Annotated in this window: 15 protein-coding genes; 6 read left to right on the forward strand and 9 right to left on the reverse strand. The window is 70.9% G+C overall.

Annotation, left to right across the window (positions count from 1 at the left end; all coding sequences use genetic code 11):
* Positions 1-9: 9 nt before the first annotated feature.
* From AB0L65_RS10605 to AB0L65_RS10615, 3 genes are all read right to left on the reverse strand, one after another.
* Positions 10-1,125, reverse strand: a complete 1,116-nt coding sequence (locus tag AB0L65_RS10605; RefSeq protein ID WP_364242997.1) for a glycosyltransferase family 1 protein — start codon at positions 1,123-1,125, stop codon at positions 10-12.
* A gap of 93 nt (positions 1,126-1,218) precedes the next feature.
* Complete coding sequence (locus AB0L65_RS10610; RefSeq protein WP_364243000.1) at positions 1,219-2,118, reverse strand: lysylphosphatidylglycerol synthase transmembrane domain-containing protein; 900 nt, start codon at positions 2,116-2,118, stop codon at positions 1,219-1,221.
* Positions 2,115-2,942, reverse strand: a complete 828-nt coding sequence (locus tag AB0L65_RS10615) for a methyltransferase domain-containing protein (protein WP_364243003.1) — start codon at positions 2,940-2,942, stop codon at positions 2,115-2,117. Before AB0L65_RS10615 ends, AB0L65_RS10610 begins: the two co-directional genes overlap by 4 nt.
* A 111-nt stretch (positions 2,943-3,053) precedes the next feature.
* Between AB0L65_RS10615 and AB0L65_RS10620 the strand changes: the two genes are divergently transcribed.
* Positions 3,054-4,013 carry a lysylphosphatidylglycerol synthase transmembrane domain-containing protein gene (locus AB0L65_RS10620; protein ID WP_364243006.1) on the forward strand — a complete coding sequence of 320 codons (960 nt, stop codon included), beginning with the start codon at positions 3,054-3,056 and terminating at the stop codon, positions 4,011-4,013.
* On the opposite strand, the gene AB0L65_RS10625 is transcribed toward AB0L65_RS10620, so the two are convergent.
* From AB0L65_RS10625 to AB0L65_RS10635, 3 genes are all read right to left on the reverse strand, one after another.
* Complete coding sequence (locus AB0L65_RS10625; protein ID WP_364243009.1) at positions 3,914-4,975, reverse strand: glycosyltransferase family 4 protein; 1,062 nt, start codon at positions 4,973-4,975, stop codon at positions 3,914-3,916. The genes AB0L65_RS10620 and AB0L65_RS10625 overlap by 100 nt on opposite strands.
* 3 nt (positions 4,976-4,978) lie before the next feature.
* Positions 4,979-5,908: a glycosyltransferase family 2 protein gene (locus tag AB0L65_RS10630; protein WP_364243012.1), complete on the reverse strand. Its 930-nt coding sequence runs from the start codon at positions 5,906-5,908 to the stop codon at positions 4,979-4,981.
* Positions 5,909-5,992: 84 nt separating this feature from the next.
* On the reverse strand, positions 5,993-8,011 hold the full coding sequence (locus AB0L65_RS10635) for a hypothetical protein (protein WP_364243015.1): 2,019 nt from the start codon (positions 8,009-8,011) through the stop codon (positions 5,993-5,995).
* A 158-nt stretch (positions 8,012-8,169) separates the two neighbouring features.
* On the opposite strand from AB0L65_RS10635, the gene AB0L65_RS10640 reads away from it, so the two are divergent.
* The 5 genes from AB0L65_RS10640 to AB0L65_RS10660 all read left to right on the forward strand — a co-directional run bounded on the left by AB0L65_RS10640 (position 8,170) and on the right by AB0L65_RS10660 (position 14,906).
* Positions 8,170-9,657 carry a hypothetical protein gene (locus AB0L65_RS10640; RefSeq protein ID WP_364243018.1) on the forward strand — a complete coding sequence of 496 codons (1,488 nt, stop codon included), beginning with the start codon at positions 8,170-8,172 and terminating at the stop codon, positions 9,655-9,657.
* Positions 9,658-9,801: 144 nt separating this feature from the next.
* Positions 9,802-11,463, forward strand: a complete 1,662-nt coding sequence (locus AB0L65_RS10645) for an LCP family protein (protein WP_364243021.1) — start codon at positions 9,802-9,804, stop codon at positions 11,461-11,463.
* A gap of 179 nt (positions 11,464-11,642) precedes the next feature.
* Positions 11,643-13,049 carry an acyltransferase family protein gene (locus AB0L65_RS10650; RefSeq protein WP_364243024.1) on the forward strand — a complete coding sequence of 469 codons (1,407 nt, stop codon included), beginning with the start codon at positions 11,643-11,645 and terminating at the stop codon, positions 13,047-13,049.
* A gap of 56 nt (positions 13,050-13,105) precedes the next feature.
* Positions 13,106-14,068 (forward strand): glycosyltransferase, encoded by a 963-nt coding sequence (locus AB0L65_RS10655; RefSeq protein ID WP_364243027.1) that lies wholly within the window; start codon positions 13,106-13,108, stop codon positions 14,066-14,068.
* A gap of 124 nt (positions 14,069-14,192) precedes the next feature.
* Positions 14,193-14,906 (forward strand): acetoacetate decarboxylase family protein, encoded by a 714-nt coding sequence (locus AB0L65_RS10660; RefSeq protein WP_364243030.1) that lies wholly within the window; start codon positions 14,193-14,195, stop codon positions 14,904-14,906.
* A gap of 21 nt (positions 14,907-14,927) precedes the next feature.
* On the opposite strand, the gene AB0L65_RS10665 is transcribed toward AB0L65_RS10660, so the two are convergent.
* From AB0L65_RS10665 to AB0L65_RS10675, 3 genes are all read right to left on the reverse strand, one after another.
* Positions 14,928-15,812, reverse strand: a complete 885-nt coding sequence (locus tag AB0L65_RS10665; RefSeq protein ID WP_364243033.1) for a glycosyltransferase — start codon at positions 15,810-15,812, stop codon at positions 14,928-14,930.
* A gap of 185 nt (positions 15,813-15,997) precedes the next feature.
* Positions 15,998-16,765 carry a CDP-alcohol phosphatidyltransferase family protein gene (locus tag AB0L65_RS10670; RefSeq protein WP_364243036.1) on the reverse strand — a complete coding sequence of 256 codons (768 nt, stop codon included), beginning with the start codon at positions 16,763-16,765 and terminating at the stop codon, positions 15,998-16,000.
* Positions 16,743-17,783, reverse strand: a complete 1,041-nt coding sequence (locus tag AB0L65_RS10675; RefSeq protein WP_350728654.1) for an iron-containing alcohol dehydrogenase family protein — start codon at positions 17,781-17,783, stop codon at positions 16,743-16,745. Before AB0L65_RS10675 ends, AB0L65_RS10670 begins: the two co-directional genes overlap by 23 nt.
* Positions 17,784-17,799: the final 16 nt, after the last annotated feature.

Genomic DNA, 17,799 nt, shown 5'->3' on the forward strand with positions numbered 1-17,799 from the left:
GTTACCGAACTATTCGATCGCGCGTTGATAAGAGCTGAGATGCGCCTCGGCCGAGGCATCCCAGGTGAACTCGCGTGCTCTTGCCAGCCCCGCCTCCCGCAGCCGCCCCCTGCGGGCGGAGGAGCCCAGCAGGTGTCCGAGCGCCACGGCGATGCTGTCGGAGTCCGGCTCGGTGTAGGCCACGGCGTCGCCGCCGACCTCTGGCAGAGACGAGCGATGCGTCGTCAGGACCGGCGCGCCGCAGGCCATGGCCTCCAGCACCGGCAGGCCGAACCCCTCGCCGCGCGACGGGAAGGCCACCACGAGCGCCCCGCCCAGGAACCCGGGCAGATCGGGCGCGCGCAGGTAGCCGGGCCGGATGACCCTGACGGTGGCCTCCACCTCCCGGCAGGCGGCGTCGACGTCGTCCTCGTGGACCCCGCCGCCGATCACCAGCGCGGGCGGCGCGTCCAGGTGCTTCGCGGCGGCGGCGAAGCCGCGGATGAGGTTGGGAACGTTCTTACGGGGGTCGAGCGCGCCCAGGAACGCCACATAGGGCTGGCCGTGCAGCCCGCACCGCAGCGCGACCCGGCGGATCTCGTCGTCGCTCGGCGGGTGGAACTGCCCCAGGTCGACTCCGTGGTAGGCGACGTCGATGCGGGTGGGGTCGGCGGCGAGCACGCGGGCGAGCTCGTCCCTGGTCGCCTTGGAGGGCACGATCACCCGCCGGGCGTGGCGCACGGCGGTGCGGGTCGCGGAGCGGAAGAACGACGCCCGCGGACTGTGCTGGTCGGGCTCGGTGAACCAGGTGGCGTCGTGGATCGTCACCACGGTCGGCAGGCCCGAACCGAGCGGGATGGAGTAGTAGGGGGCGTGGATCACGTCCGCCCCCGCCTGTCGGGCGAGCAGCGGCAGGCCGGTCTGTTCCCAGGCGAGCCGGGCGGCCCTGTTGGAGATCGCCACGGGCCCCGGGAGCACCAGGGCCGAGGGCGCGAGGCGCCGGTAGCGTTCGGCCTCTGAGCGCTGGCAGACCACCGCGAGGTCTGCGCCGGCCCGGTCGAGCGCGGCCACGAGCCCGTCCACATATCTGATCAACGCGCCACGGTCCGCGGGGACCGCCGCCGCGTCGACGAGCACTCGAGGCATTACGTAGATCTTCTCCCCTCAAGATCAACGTGGGACTGGTGTCCCCCTCTGAAGTTCAGCTTATGACCAGCCTCCCCTAAATCGCCGGTCAAATCACACGGAGTTGCGACGCGCTGCGATTCCCGCCATACCGGCGCAGATCAGGTCCCCCAAAATAATGACAATGCGGGACGAAAGAGCCACCGCGATCGCCGCGCCGCCGTCCACGTGAGGCGCCAGCACCGCGACCATCGCGACCTCCCGCACGCCCGCGCCCGCCGGGACGACGAAGGTCAGGATGCCCAGGCACCACGACAGCGCGAAGGCCCCGACGGCGAAGAGCAGGCCGCCCTGGGGGGCGACGAAGTAGAGGTGCACGCCGTAGCAGAGCCAACCGGCCAGCGCCCAGCCGAGGGCGGCGAGCATGCCGCGCCGGGTGAGCGGGCGTTCGAGCGGCTCCCGCTTGAGCTTGCGCAGGGCGTACCCGATCACGGCGTTGATGACCTTGGGCTCCAGCAGGACCAGCAGCAGCGGGATGAACAGCAGCAGCCAGCCGTAGCGGTCCCAGCCGAGCGTGACCAGCGAGACGAGCAGGCCGGTCGCCAGCTGGATGGGCATCATCAGGAAGAACGCCGCCGCGCTGCGCGAGCGCGGCACGCCGAGGTCGCGGCCCATCTCCATCTGGGCGATCACCGGCCAGACGGCGCCGGGGATGTACTTGCCGAGCTGGCCGACGAAGAAGACCTTGGCGGCGGGCCTCAGCGGCAGCGGGGAGCCGAGGTCGGCCAGGAGGGTGCGCCAGGTGAGCATGGCGCCGAGCAGCGCGGCGACCACGGCGACCAGCGACCCGGCCAGCGCGGCCCACGACAGCCTGGCGAACCCGGCCACCACGGTGTCCCACTGCTTGGCCACGGCGTAGGCGCCGAAGCCGAGCGCGACGGCCAGGAAGCCGTACCGGACGAGCCTGCGGACCGGCGAGCGCCGCGGGACGGCCTCCTCTTTCACTGTCGTCACAGCGGGCGGACCCGCTCGGGCGGCTGCGGCAGCGTCGCGCCCGCGGGCCGCCGCGGCGTCTTGGTGGCCACCCACAGGTACGTGGGCACCAGGGGTAGCAGCAGCCTGAGCAGCTCGCGGGGAGTGCGGGCCAGCACGGTCTGCGCGATCCGCCCCAGCGCGCCGGGGAACAGCTCGCCCCCCGCGAACCGGCCCGGCGTGGCCAGCACGGGGAAGGTGTAGTCCCACACGTGGAAGGCCCGCAGCATCTTGCGCAGCCCGCGCCGCGTCCTGAACCGCTCGTAGTAGTGGTCGGCCCGCCCGGACGCCCGCACGTAGCGGTCGGCCAGCGCGGGCGGCAGGTAGGACAGGAACGGCAGCTTGTAGTGGGGCTCCATGACGCCGAGCCGGTTGCCCAGCCCCAGGTAGAGGACCCCGTCGTCGGACAGCACCCGGTGCATCTCGGCCACCACGGAGTCGGGGTCGACCACGTGCTCGTAGATGTGGTTGAAGACCAGCACGTCGATCGACCCGTCGGGGAACGGCAGCGCGGTGCCGTCGCCGCACACGAACGCCACCCGCTCGCCGAACCGGTCGGCGGCCTTGCGCAGCCCCGGCACGTCGATGTCGATGCCCAGCGTGTGCTTCGCCCCGGCCTGCGCGAGCTCGTCGGCGATGAACCCCGCGGAGCAGCCCACGTCGCCCACCGTCAGCCCGCTCAGCGGCCCGCGGAAGTGCTCGAGCACCGCGATGATCTTCGCAGCCTTCCGCCGCCGTTTGCCCTCGTCGAGCATGGCGGACTGGAACTCCGAGTATTCGAGCTGCGCGACTCGTTGCTTACCCACGAGGACCCACAGTACCCAAATGGGCATGGGTACGAAGCCGGTGCGGGCCGCGCCCGCGGTCGCCGGCGCCGCCGTCTGGCCTGCCCGGCGGAGCACGCGTAGCCTGAGCGAATGCTCCGTCGCCTGCTGCGCGTCGTCCTCGCCCTGATCGCCCTCGGCTTCCTGGGTTACGGGCTGGCCACGAACTGGGACGAGACCACCGGGGCGGTGGCGGCGATGTCGCCGTGGGCGGTGCTCGGGGCGTTCGCGGCGGTGCTGCTCGGCCAGGTCTTCATCCTGGTGGCCTGGCGGGAGATCCTGGCGGGGCTGGGCACGCGGGTGCCGCTGCGGATCGCCGGGCGGATCATGTTCGTGGGCCAGCTGGGCAAGTACATCCCGGGCGCCGTGTGGGCGTACGCGGCGATGATGGACCTCGGGCGCGATCACGGGAGCCCGCCGCGGCGCACGTTCGCGACGATCTCGCTGAGCCTGGTGATCAACCTCGGCGTCGCCGTCTCGATCGCCGCGGCGACGCTGGGCTCGCTGGAGGCGGTGCGCAAGGCCTGGTACCTGGTGCTGCTCGTGCCGGTGATCATCGTGTGCCTGCATCCCAAGGTGCTCACCTGGGGTCTCAACCTGGCGCTGCGGATCGCGCGCAAGGAGCCGCTGGAGAGCGTGCTGCCCGGCCGCACCGTGGTCGTCGCGGTGGCGTGGACCGCGCTCGGCTGGTTCGTGTACGGCCTGCACATCTGGTTGCTCTCCGGCCGCTCCGACCTCTACCTCGTCGCGACCGGAGCGTACGCGTTCGCGTGGGCCACCGGGATCCTCACCATCGTCGTGCCCGCGGGGGTCGGGGTCAGGGAGGGCGCGCTGGTGCTGGTGCTCGCGCCGCTCATCGGCACCCCGGCGGCGCTCGCGGTGGCGATCGTGTCGCGGCTGGCGTTCACGCTGGCGGACGCGACGGCCGCGGGCATCTCGTTCGTGCTCGGCCGTCAGGCGGCCAGCAGCGTCCCCGCGTACGCCGACCAGAACGGCTCGGGATCGACGGCCTTGACGCCCGACCGCAACCTCTCGGGCTCGCCCGAGGCGTAGAAGCGTTCGAGGGCCGCGCGCAGCGCCCCGGCGTCACCCGGCTCGACCAGCAGCCCGTCCACGCCGTCGGTGACGTGGTCGGCGAGCGCGCCGACGCGGGTGGCGATCACCGGCACGCCGTGCTCGTGGCCGAGCCAGACGTTCTGGCTGGCGGTCGCGTTCCGGTACGGGAGCACGAGCGCGTCCGCCCGCGCGAACAGCCCCGGCACGTCCTCGGCGGCCACGTAGCCGGGCCGCAGCTCGACCCGGTCACCGAGGCCCAGCTCGGCGATCAGCGCCCGCGTCTCGTCGAGCCCGCCCCAGAACTCCCCCGCGACGGTCAGCGAGATCCCGTCGGGCAGCGCCCTGAGCAGCAGATCCAGCCCCTTGTACGGCCGCACGATGCCGAAGAACAGCAACCGGCGGTGGACCTGGGTGGACTTCTCGGCATTGGTGGAGGGCAGGTGCGGCGGCAGCGCCGCCACGCTGACCGGGCTGCCCGTCAGCCCCCTGGCCAGCCCGGCCTGCTGCTCGGAGTGGGTCAGCACCCCGTCGACCCGCTTGAGCAGCGCCTTCATGAGCGGTTCGTCGTACGGCTTGCGCTCGTGGGGCAGCACGTTGTGGCAGAGGGCAATAGTCCTGACTTTTCGCCTTATCCCGTACAAAATCCCCAAATATGCGGGGACCTGCACCGGACTCAGCACGGCCAGCACCACCAGATCCGCCGACCTGAGCCGCCTCCCTGCGGCCACCCACCCGTCGGGACGCCGCCAGTCGAGCCTGCGCAGGGTCTTCGGGAAAGGCGTGCCCTCCGGCGCGGAGATCGTCTGCTGCCCCGGGTAGAGGAACGACGGATACTGCGCCCGCCACGACTCGATCACCACGTCGTGGCCCTGGGCCGCGAGGCGGTGCGCCAGCTCGGTGGTGTGCTGGGCCCCGCCCCCCTTGTACGGATAGGTGGGGCCGACGATCGCGATCCGCACGCGCTACTCCCCCCGCGACCGCACGATCAGGTCGGCGAGCAGCGCCACGGACCCGATCAGCAGCCCGGACAGGAAGATCATCACGGTGTTGGCCGGGAAGTAGAACGGGTGCATGACCATGTCCCACAGACCCTTCACGAACCCGATGCCCACCAGCCACAGCGCGGGCGGCATGAGCACCTTGAGCGGGTTGAAGTACATGATCATCCGCAGCACCTGCAGGATGTAGCGGTACGCGTCGGACACGAAGCTGAACTTCGACTTCCCGGCCCGCTTGGCGTAGTCGATCGGCAGGTAGTAGATGTCGTGCTGGTTGGACAGGAACGACAGCGTGATCGTCGTCACACACGAGAACCCGGGCGGGAGCAGCCGCAGATAGGGCTTGGCCACCGTCCTGCGGAAGGCCCGCAGCCCCGAGTTGAGGTCGGGGATCTTCTGCCCGGCCAGCTGCTCCGCCACCTTGCGGATCACCCATTTGGCGGGGACCCGCAGCAGCTTGTGCGAGCCCTCCTCGCTGGTGCGCGCGCCGACCACCTGGTCGATCATCGGATCCTTCTCCAGGATCTGCACCAGCTCGGGGATGCGGTCGTTGGGGTAGGTCATGTCGGCGTCGGTCCAGACGACGATCTCGCCCTTGGCCTCCTGCGTGCCGATGCGCCGCACGGTGCCCGCGCCGCCGTTGCGGTGGAAGGCGCGGATGCGCAGGTTGGGGTAGTCGGGAGCGGCCTGCTTCAGCCTGGCCAGCGTCTCGTCGGTCGAGCAGTCGTCCACGGCCACGAGCTCGTAGGTGTAGCCGCTCGAGTCCATGGACCTGGTGATGCGCTCGACTTCATCGATGACGTGATCCTGCTCGTTGTAGCAGGGAAGAACGATGGTGACGTACGGCGCTTCTTCCACGGCAGGTCCACTCTTCGGGGTCTCTAGCGTGCTCACGGGCCTTGAGGGTACTCTGCCCAACTCAAAGCCGAGTCCACGCGCGCCCACTGGGGGCTCCCACTTCCAAGATCATCAGCCCTCTCAAGGGAGTGCCATCCAGGCGCCGATCTGCAGGCCCCAGGTGCCGTTCGGGGCGTCCACGAGAGAGCGTTCGTCCTGGAGAGAGGCCAGCGCGAAGACCTGGGTCGGAGTTCCGTACGGCGCCACCTGGACCTTGTCGGCGGCCAGCACGACGGGCACGCGGCCCGCGGCGCGCACCCGGGCGATCAGCCGGTGCACCTCCGCCTCGGGGGCGGTGTCCACCGAGCCCTCGCGGGCCACGATCGCCGCCGGGCGGTCGCACATGCCGCGTACGAGCTGGGTGAACCGATCGCCGGTCACCCGCTCCACGATCAGCACCGACGCGTCGGGCGGGAACTTCGCGCACATCCCCGCCACCGCAGCCGCCTCGCCCCGCTCGACCGGCGTGAACGCCGTCCCGATGGAGGTGACGGCCGGCGGCGCGAGGACGATCAGGACGGCGAGCGCCATCCCCCACCGCCGTGCCCGGGGCCCGCGCGGCCAGGACGGCGGGTGCGCCCGGAGCAGGTCGCGCAGCCGTGCCAGGCCGTACATGGCGAGCAGGATCAGGCCCGGGATCACGATGGGGACCAGGCGGCGGGCGGCCCACGGGTGGTCGGGGGTGATCTCGGGGCGCAGGAGCGTGGTGACGGTGGTCCAGCCGATCACCGCGAGGGGCAGCAGCCACTCGAACGGCCCGCCGTCCCGCAGCAGCCTGCGCACCAGCACCGCCGCCGCGACCGTGGCCAGCACCACCACGGGGATGCCGACGTACCAGGTCACCCAGTGCAGGGAGTTCTCGAAGTAGAGCCGGGTGTCGTCCACGGGCAGGCCGTTGGCCTGCTGGGTCTGGGCGATCATCAGGGCCGTGCGCCGGTCGTCCTCCGTCACGGGCACGCGGGTCACGGTCTGGAACCACGGGCGCGCGTACAGGCCGGCCATGAGCAGCACGACCAGCCCGGCCCCGGCCGCGGGGACCCACGCCGGCGGCCGGATCCCGGCCAGCAGCGGCGCCGCGGCCGTGCCCACCGCGGTGAGCACGAGGACGGCGGCGCAGATGGCCAGCAGCGGCTTGACCGACCCCGACAGGTACGACAGGTAGGGCCGGGAGAGCAGGTACGCCGCGAGCATCCCGGCCCCGGCGCCCGCCACCAGCCCGGCCAGCAGCGGCAGGCCCAGCGCCCCCTGCGGCCTGGCGAAGCGGCGCATCGCGATCAGCAGCCCCGCGAACGCCAGCACCGGCAGCACATCCCGCAGCCCGTCGACCCGGACCAGCACGGCCAGCCCGAACACCAGCCCGGCCAGCAGCCCGCTCACCCGGCCCGGCCGGGTGAGCGCGTCGTGGGCCAGCGCCAGCCCGCCGAACAGCAGGATCAGCGACGGGATCTCGCTGAACGTGCTGCGCGAGGTGTAGAGGATCGGCAGGCTGACCGCGAACACCGCCGCGCCCAGCACCGCCCACCGCGCCCCCGCCAGCCGCGCCACCACCCCGGCCACCGTGAGCACGGCCAGCCCGCCCAGCACCGCCGGGATCGCGAAGGGCATCCCCAGCCAGTCGCCGACCGCGAACAGGATCGGCGGCCCCGGCATGAACTGCGGCACCACCGCCCCGTCGAACGCGTAGAACCCGACGCTCTTGAAGATCAACGACGGGTCCGGGCCGCCGAACGCCCAGGCCTGCGTGGGAATGGGCAGCGAGCCGTGGCCCGCGATCCAGGCCGCGTACTGCGCGTACGTGGCCGGGTCGCGCCTGACGACGATCTGCTCGGTGTGCATGAGCGTGTTGAACACGCCGGACGCCACGGCCACCGCCACGACGCCCATGACCTGCCGGGACGTGGCCTCGGCCACCTTGCCCAGCCCGCGGGTGCCGGCCCGGCAGAGCAGGGCGGCGGCGGGCAGCCCGAGCAGCGCCGCGGGCAGCGGCGCGAAGTGGCCGAGCAGCAGCAGCGGCAGCCCCGCCACCAGCCAGCCCGCCACGGCGAGCGCGGGCGCCACCGAGAGCACGGCGAGCATCCGCCCGGATCGGTCGAGTCCCATCGGTGAGCGAGCGTATCCAACCTGGAGGTCCCGGTGGGTTCCGCCACACGGCGGGCGATCTTCATCTCAACCGGGGAGACCTGGCGTGCGTATCCCTTATCGGCCGGTTGGCACGGGGTTCACTGAATGGCGGGTAGCGTACGTGGGCACTACGGGACATGCCGGAGAGACAGCGGGAGGGCGTGCGGGTGATGCCGGAGACTCGCGCCGACGTGCCCCCTCGCGGCGGCCTGGCGTGGGTCGGGGATCCGTCCCGGTGGAGGCGGCACGGGTGGTTCCTGGCGGTCCTCGCCCTCGGCACGGCCCTGCGCGCGCTGGCGATGCTGGGCTACCGGCCGGCCCTGTGGTTCCCCGACTCCTACACCTACGTCGTCACCGTCTTCAAACCCCGCCCCGACCTGGTCCGCCCGGCGGGCTACTCGATGTTCCTGAAGCTGCTGGAGCCCTTCCACGCCTTCGGGATGGTCACGGCCGCGCAGCACCTGCTCGGCCTGGCCACCGGCGTGCTGATCTACCGGGTCGCGCGGCGGGCGCCGAGGTGGGTGGCGACACTGGCCACGGTGCCGGTGCTGCTCGACGCGTACCAGATCGAGCTGGAGCACCTGCTCGTCTCGGACACGCTCTTCATGTTCCTGGTCGTTGCGGCGGTGGCGCTGTGCGGGTCGGAGCGGCGGCGCACGGTGGCCGCCATCGGTCTGCTGCTGGCCGCCGCCACCCTCACCAGGACCGTCGGCCAGCCCCTCATCCTGCTGCTGGCCGCCTGGTACGTGCTGCGCGGGCGCCTGCGCCTGGCCGGGCTGCTGCTGGCCGCCGCCCTCGTGCCGGTCATCGCGTACGGCGCCTGGTTCTACGCCACGTACCAGCGGGTCGGGCTCGTGGGCGCGAACGGCGTCTTCATGTACGCCCGCACGATGTCGTTCGCCGACTGCGCCAGGATGGACCCGCCGCCGGACCTGCGGGTCCTGTGCGACCCGCGCCCCCCGGAGCGGCGGCCGCCGTCGCAGGAGTACATCTGGGCGAAGGACTCCCCGCTCGTGCTGCTGCCCGGGATCACGTTCACGAAGGAGACCGACGACCTGGCGGGCCGGTTCGCGACGCTGGCGATCACCAGGCAGCCGCTCGACTACGCCGCCTCGGTGCTGACCGAGCTGGGCCGCACGTTCACGTGGGGCCGCCCGGTCTACCCCGATCCGGAGATCTACGGCTACTACCAGTTCCCGGTGACGGAGCCGGGGCCGCCTGGCCGCTATCCCGCACAGGTCGGCGCCGACTATGCCAAGCTCTACGAGCGGGGCGAGATCGGCACGGAGATCGTCGAGCCCTACGCCGGCTGGCTGAGGGCCTACCAGAACATGGTGCGGCTGCCCGGCCCGGTGCTCCTGGGGGTGCTGCTGGTGCCCCCGGTGGCCGCCGCCATCCGCCGGAGCGGGCGCAGGCGTCCCGCGCCCTGGCTGGTGCCCTGGTCAGCGGCCGTGGTGCTGCTGGTCACACCGGCCGCGGCGGCGGAGTTCGACTACCGATACGTGTTGCCGGCCGTGCCCCTGGCCTGTTTGGCGGCGGCCCTGAGCCTCAGACCTGACGTGCGAAAACACTGCGTGAGCAAGAAAGAGTTTGGCGATGATATTCCACGTAATGTCCAGCTCTGAGTATGCTTTGCCGCGGAAACATCACGCCCGGGTCACGGTCGTTCCCCGCGGTCATGGCACCTGGCACGCCGTACGTGACCTCGTCTCGTGGCGCGAGGCGACGAAGCCAGCGCGTCAGGCGCGAGAAGTGAGGCTAGGGGACGTATGACTGACTACAGGAGCGTGCCCGTAGTCACCTCCGGGCAGGACTACCGGGCTGCCCCCACTCAGCCCGGCAGCAGGATGGCGCGTAGAGCGGCGGCCGCCGCGGGTCCGCCGCCCCCGCCCGACGACCGGCCGCCACACGGCCACCGCGGCGGCGGCAACGGCGGCGGCCAGAACAAGATGCGCATCCTGGCCTGGGTCAGCATCGGTGTCACCTCGCTCATGGTGGCCGGCGCGCTGACCGGCTACACGGTCTACCGCGACGCCTTCGGCAACATCAAGAAGAAGAGCGTCAACAGCGACATCATCAACCCCCGCCCCGTGGACACCGGCGCCCTCAACGTCCTGCTCGTCGGCTCCGACACCCGCGCGGGCAAGGGCAACGCGCGATACGGCCAGAAGCTCGCCAGAGAGGCGGACGCGGGCGGCAAGCGCACCGACACGATCATCCTCATGCACATCTCGCCCAACCGGGACAAGGCGCGGCTGATCAGCTTCCCGCGTGACTCGATGGTGCAGATCCCCAAGTGCAAGAACGAGACCACCAAGCAGGAGATGGCGCCGCGCCGGGACATGATCAACTCGGCGTACAACTCCGGCGGCATCGCCTGCACGATCTCCACGATCGAGACCCTCACCGGCATCCGCGTCAACCACTTCGTCGAGGTCGACTTCAGCGGCTTCAAGAACATCGTGGACGCGCTCGGCGGCATCGAGATCTGCCTGAAGTCCGGTGTCAACGACAAGAACTCCAAGCTGGTCCTGCCGCCCGGCAAGAGCCTGCTCAACGGTGAGAAGGCCCTGGGCTACGTGCGCCTGCGCCACTACGGCGACGGCAGCGACATCCAGCGCATCAAGCGGCAGCAGATCTTCCTGAGCAAGGTCGTCGCCAAGGCCACCAGCAGCGAACTGCTCACCGACGTCGGCAAGCTCAGGGACTTCATCGCGGCCGCGGCCGGGTCGGTCACCATGGACCCGGAGCTGGCCAACGACACCGAGCAGCTCATCAACATCGCGCTGAGCGCCAAGGAGATGACGGCCGGCGGCGTCAAGTTCACGACGATCCCGTGGGGGCCCGACCCCGAGGACAAGAACCGCGTGGTCTGGAAGCAGCCCGACGCCAACGCGCTGTTCACCTCGATCAAGACCGACACCGAGGTCGCCACCCCGGCGCCGTCCGCGAGCGCCAGCCCCGGCACCGCCACCGGCACCAAGCCCAAGGTTACGCTCAAGCCCGAGCAGGTGAAGATCCAGGTGCTCAACGGCACCAAGACCTTCGGCAAGGCCCGCGAGGTCGCCGACCAGCTCGCCAAGGAAGGCTTCAACGTCGTCGGCGTCGGCAACTACGAGGCCGCCGACGGCAAGAGCCTGCCGAAGACCGAGGTCCACTACGCCAAGGCCATCGAGTCGGCGCCCGACCACGCCGGCACGCTGGCCGGGGCCCTCGTGCCCAAGCCCGCCCCGGCGTCGGGCAAGGTCGCGGTCACCAACCCGCAGCCGTACACGCCGGCGACGGCCCCCACGAGCACCCCGCCGAAGGGCACTCCGGTGATCCAGCTGGTGGTGGGCGAGGACTTCGAGTCGGTCAAGGTCACCAAGCTGCCCGACAGCGTCAACAACAGCACGATCACGGCCTCCGAGCAGAAGAACACCTGCACCTGACGAGCCTCCAAGTTCCCTGTGGAATCGGGCGTTCTCGCCTCACGCGAGGGACAGGAGGCGCGTGGGCGGGATAGTCTGTTGCGGGTCGGCGACGCAGCGCGACCCGGAGCCGAGAGGCCATCCGTTGGTCGTGCTGCCGTCGTGTTCCCCGGCCCCGAGCGAAGCTGAGCGACTCCCCTGTGTCTGACACCAGATTCTCCCCACCGGTCACGACTCCGCGGAGCCCCGAGGAGGAGACCGGCGGCCCCGCCCAGACGGGAGCCCGCTGGCCGCTGCCGGAGGAGGCGTTCTGGAGCGAGGAAGCCGATCCGCACTGGATGGCGCCGGGTGAGCTGACCGAGCCGCAGCCCGCCGTCAAGGACGACGAGCCCCCGACGAAGAACCCGGCGAAGAACCCGGTGAAGGGCCCCGCAAAGGCTCCGGCGAAGGGTCCAGGGAAGTCCCCGGCGAAGGCTCCCGCGAAGGCTCCGGCCGCGGCGGAGGAGCCCTCGCAGGCGGCGCAGGAGCGGCGTCCGCGGAAGCGGGCGAAGGCCGCGGCGGACGACACGGCCCAGCCGCAGCCGGAGCCGAAGCAGGAGGCCCAGCCGGCCAAGCGCAAGCGCGACCCGTACCTCGACAACGTCAAGTTCGTGCTGATCGCGCTGGTGGTCGTCGGCCACTCGCTGGTGCCGACGCTGTCGGCGGACTCCTCCAGGGCCCTGTACATCTTCATCTACACGTTCCACATGCCGCTGTTCGTGCTGATCAGTGGCTATTTGTCCAGAAATTTCTGGAACTCGAACGCCAAGACCAACAAACTGGTCGACACGTTCCTGGTCCCGTACGTGATCGTCGAGGTCGGCTACGCCCTGCTCCGCGTCTCGGTGGGCCAGAAGTGGAGCCTGACGATCATCGACCCGGCGTGGCTCAACTGGTACCTGCTGGCGCTGCTGTTCTGGCGGCTGTCCACCCCGGTGTGGAAGCGGATGAAATATCCGGTGCCGGTCGCGATCGTCGTCTACCTGCTCTCCGGGTTCTCGCAGATCGAGGGCGACTTCAGCATGGACCGCTTCTTCGGTCTCATGCCGTTCTTCGTGATCGGCCTGGTGATGCAGCCGGAGCACTTCGAGATGCTCAACCGGCGGTGGATCAAGATCCTGGGGGTCCTCACGATCCTGGGTGCGGCGGGGGTGGCGATCCTCCTCGCGCCGCAGGCGAAGCTCTCCCCGTTCTACTTCAAGGCCAGCTTCCAGGACCTCCACCTGTCGTGGTACATGGGCCTCGGCATGCGCGCCGGGCTGCTGGTGTGCGCGCTGGCCATGTGCTTCGCCGTCCTGGCGCTGGTGCCCCGGGGCGAGACGTGGTTCTCCGACCTCGGCACCCGCACGCTCTACTGCTACCTGCTGCACGGCATCCCCGTGCTGGTCGCCAAGGAGATGGGCTGGCTGGAGCTCCCGTGGCTGTTCGGGCCGCTCGGCGTGCTGGCGATCGCCTCCAGCGCCTTCGCGCTGGCGATCGTGTTGTGCCTGCCTGAGACCCGTACGGTCTTCAAGTGGGTGCTCGAGCCTCGCCTGACCTGGCTCTATCGCCGCCCCTCACGAAGTTAAGCGACAGTTCTACCCACATTTACGCCTTTGACCTGGTAGGCGCGGAGCATCGACACATGCGGACATGTGTCGCCACGACCGTCCATCATCCCGAGGACGCCCGGATCATGCACCGGCAGATCAGGGCGCTGCTCGACGCGGGCCACGAGGTCACCTACGTCGCACCGTTCACGTACTTCAACGTGACCCCCACCATGGGGCTCACCGCGATCGACGTGGCGCGGCACGCCTCGTACGGCAGAGCGCGCGCGGCGCTGAAACGCGGCGTGAAGGACGCGGATCTGCTGATCGTGCACGAGCACCGGCTGCTGGGCGCGCTGCCCTACAGGCGTCCTCCGGTCGTCTGGGACATACGCGAAGAGGTCTCCCCCAGGCGGCTGGCCCGCGCGGGGCGGCGCCACCGCGTGATCACGCCCGCGGTGGTTCCCGAGGCGACCCTGGTGTCCCCCAGCCCGCCTCCTCCCGGCGACACCAGGGTCGTGCACATCGGCCGCCTCTCGTCCGAGCGCGGCGTGTCGGAGCTGATCGGGCTGGCCGAACGGCTGGTCCCGTACGGCGTCAGGCTCGACCTCATCGGCGCGGCGGCCCGGGACGTCCGTCCGCTGCTGCGCGACGCGCAGCGGGTCGGGCTGCTCGACTGGTTCGGGTACGTGCCCAACCGGCACGCGCTGCGCATGGCCGAGGGCGCGCTGGCGGGTCTTTCGCTGGCGGACGACACGGTGCGGACGGTGCCGACGAAGATCATGGACTACATGGGGCGCGGGCTGCCCGTCGTCACGACTCCCCAGGGCTCGGCGCTGGTCGAGCGGACCGGGTGCGGGCTCGTGGTGCCGCTGGACGTGGAAGCCGTGCTGAACGCCGTACTGGACCTCAAGGAGGACCCGGTGCGGCGGGCCCGGCTGGGCGCCCTGGGGCACGCGGAGGCGCGGCTGCACCACCACTGGCCGGACCACGCGGCGGCCTTCGTCAACCGCGCCGAGTCCTGGGCCGGTGTCCCCACCCACGCCCTGGCCGTCTGACCGGAACGGCCGGCCTTCCGGGAGCACGGGCGACACGCCGGAGGCCGGGCGGCGGGTGCGGCACCACGGAAGGACATCGGGGGTGGGAATGGCGACACGACTGACGGGTTGATGTACTGGGGCCATGGCAACGCATCTGATCCAGGGCCGGACGGTGGCCATGCCGGTGCGGGTGCGGGACGCGGAGGTGTGCAGCGCCTTCTACGCGGTGCGCGCCGACGCCGCCAGGGCGGTGATCGCGTACTCCGGACTCGACGTGGCCGAGTTCCTGCCCGGCAAGGCCGTCTGCGTCCTGCTGTTCGTGGACTATCGCGACGGCGATCTGGACCCGTACCACGAGTTCGGCATGGCGTTCCTGGTGCGTCCCCCGGGCGTGTCCGGGGCCGGAGGGCTGCGGGACCTGCGCCAGGCCGGGGTGTTCGTGCACTGGCTGCCCGTGGACCAGCCGTTCACGCTGGAGGCCGGGCGCACGCTGTGGGGGTTCCCGAAGGAGCTGGCGGACATCGAGCTGCGGCTGGGCACGCCGTACAAACGGTGTGTCCTGCGCAGGGACGGCCGGCTCGTGCTGGACATCCTGATCAAGCCGGGCGTGCCCGCGCCGGGCGCGACGGTGATGGCGCCGCTCGACGCCTACACGCACCGGGACGGGATCACGCGGCGCGTGCCCTGGTCCGTACGGGCCCGCGGCGCCCGGATCCGCCCCGGCGGGGCGCTGATCCGCCTGGGCAACCATCCCATCGCCAAGGAGCTGAGCGAGCTGGGGCTGCCCAGGCGGGCGATGTTCACCAGCACGATCTCACGGGCCGCGATGTCCTTCGGCGAGGCCGTCGAGGTCTGACGCCCCGATGGCCCGCCGCGGTCAGACGATCGGCGGACGGCCCAGCTTGACCATGCGCCACGCCGTACGCCACGCCATGGGCCGCCGTTCGCCCGCCGGGGTGCGCAGGCCCTCGAAGAACCCGCTGAACCACGCCTTGAGCGCCGGACCGCCCCCGCGCTCCCGCACGAGGGTGAGCACGACCCAGTTGGTGAGGTAGAGGAACGCCAGCGGCCACGGCAGGTTGCGCCGCGCCAGCCAGACCCGGTTACGCGCGTTGAGCCGGTAGAACTCGACGTGCCGGGTCGGCGGGACCTGCGGATGGTACATCACCGTCTCGGCGTCGTACTCGATCCGGTAGCCCTCGCCCAGCAGCCGCCAGGCCAGGTCGGTCTCCTCGTGAGCGTAGAAGAACCGCTCGGGCAGCCCGCCCACCTGGAGGAAGGCCGAGCGCCTGATGGCCGAGGCGCCGCCGAGGAACGTCGTGACCGGCGACGAGCGCTGCGGGTCGCCGGCGCGCAGCCGGGGCACGTGGCGCCGCTGGCCGATGCCGCCGTCGGGGTCCATCACGCGGAAGGAGATCACCGCGAGGTCCGGCTCGGTGGCGAAGCGGTCGCGTACGTGCGCGACGACCTTCTGGTTGGCATACCAGCCGTCGTCGTCGAGGAACAGCACGACGTCTCCCGAGCACTCCTCCACGCCGCGGTTGCGGCCCGCGGGGATGCCCGTGTTCTGGTCGAGCCGGATCGCTTTCACGACCGCGGACGACCCTTCGGGTGGCGTCGCCGACAATTCGGGCACATCTGCACCGTTGCCCACGATCACCACCTCGACGTCGCCGTCGACCTGGTTGAGCGCGGACTCGACCGCCCGATTCAGCTCCGCGACCCGGTTACCCATGGTGAGGATGACGCACGAGATCTTCAACGAATCACTGTCCTGACGCGTTGAGAACACGGGCGGAGCATTCTTTCATGATCACCGAGTCTGCTGGTCTGCATGTTTTGGAAAGGCTGGGGCTAAGCGTATCGGAACCGAGGATGAACCCCCACCGAACGGCGGACGTCCGATCTATACGACGGACGGGGAGCTCCTCCGGTTCCGACATCAGATCACGCCAGTCTCTTCGAGGCGATGATGCTTACCAAATGCAGGACAACCTGTAGGCATGCCGCTACGAAGCAGGCCACGATCAGGACCCGCGAGGCCGTCAGGTCACCGAGGGTCAGATCGACGACGGCGGCTGCCAGCGCCAGCAGCGACAGCTCGATCGGCTGCACGATCCGGTGGAACTTCGTCGCCGAGAGCACCCGCCGGCCCAGGCCCAGGAGCCCGGAGCGGAACTGCACCGCGGAAGCCTCCGTGGCGGCCTCCAGACCGCCCTTGGCCCGCGCCACCTCCACCAGGTCCGTCTCGGCCTTGATGAGGATCGCGCCGAGCGCCGCGGCGAAGCCCAGCACGGTGTACCAGTCGGGCAGTACGGCCGACGCCCGCCAGCCCAGCCCGGCCAGCACCGCGGCCTCGCAGAAGTAGGCCCCGACCCGGTCGAGGTAGACCCCGACCAGCGAGGTCTTCCCCGTCCAGCGGGCCAGCTCGCCGTCGGAGCAGTCGAGCAGCAGGTAGACCTGCACCAGCAGGGCGGCGCCCACGGCGGCCCACAGGCCCGGCAGGGCGAGCACGACCCCGGCCAGGGCCCCGGCCACCGTCATCACCCAGGTGAGCTGGTTGGGCGTGACGGAGGTCTTGGCGAACAGCCAGGTGACGTAGATGGACAACTGGCGCATGTAGAGCACGCCGGCCCAGTGCTCGCCGTTCCTGCGCTCGAGGTGGCCGGCGGGCTGGGCGACCCGCCGGATCTCAGCTACCGAAGGCCCGGACATAGTCCCCCACCCGATCGTGGATCTCGGAGTCCTGCATGCGCAGGTGCTCCAGGATCGTGTAGCGGCCGGGGCGGGTGGACGGTGCCAGGGCGACGGCCTCGGCGAACTGCTGGCCGGTCAGCCCGATGTCGGCGGGCACGACGGGCAGCTTGTGCCGGCGCAGACAGTCGACCACCTGCGTGACCCGGGCCTCGTCCTCCCTCAGGAAGAAGCAGAAGGCGGCACCGATCCCGGCGAGCTCGCCGTGGTTGGAGGTGCCGGGGAAGAGCTGATCCACGGCATGAAGGATCTCATGATCTCCACCGCTCGCGGGCCGGGACGACCCCGCGATCACCATGGACATGCCGGACAGGATGAGGGACTCGGCCAGCACGGTCAGGAACGCGTCGGACTCGATGGAGTCGCCGCGGCCGACGAGCGCCTCGGCGGCGGTGCGGGACATCGAGCAGGCCAGCCCGTCGATGGGCTCGCCGCGCTCGACGTTGCCGAGCTGCCAGTCCTCGATGGCCGACAGGTTGCTCACCACGTCGCCCACGCCCGCCCTGACCAGCGACTCCGGCGCGTTGTGCACGAAGTCGAGGTCGACCAGGATGGCCAGCGGCATCGGCACCCCGAACGAGCCCTTGCCGCCCTCGTAGACCAGGGAGGCCGTGGGCGAGCAGATGCCGTCGTGGGAGAGGTTGGTGGCCACCGCGACCATCGGGATGCCGGCGAGCGAGGCGGCGTACTTGGTGGCGTCGATGGTCTTGCCGCCGCCGACGCCCACCACCACCTCGTAGGCGGCCTTGCGCAGGTCGGCGCCGAGCGAGACGGCCGCGTCGACCGAGCCGTCGGCCACCCGGAACACCTCGGCCTCGCCCAGCTGGGGTGTGATCAAGCTCTCGATGTGGTCGCCCTGCCCGCGGCCGACGGCCACCGCGACCCGGCCGGAGGTGGCCACCCTGCTGTCGGCCAGCAGGGCGCCGAGCTCGGCCACCGCGCCCCGCCTGACCTGCATGGTCAGCGGCGCCGGCAGCATCCTCGCTAGAAGCGGC

It is taken from the genome of Nonomuraea sp. NPDC052116 (assembly GCF_040680035.1).
Lineage (GTDB): Bacteria > Actinomycetota > Actinomycetes > Streptosporangiales > Streptosporangiaceae > Nonomuraea > Nonomuraea angiospora_A.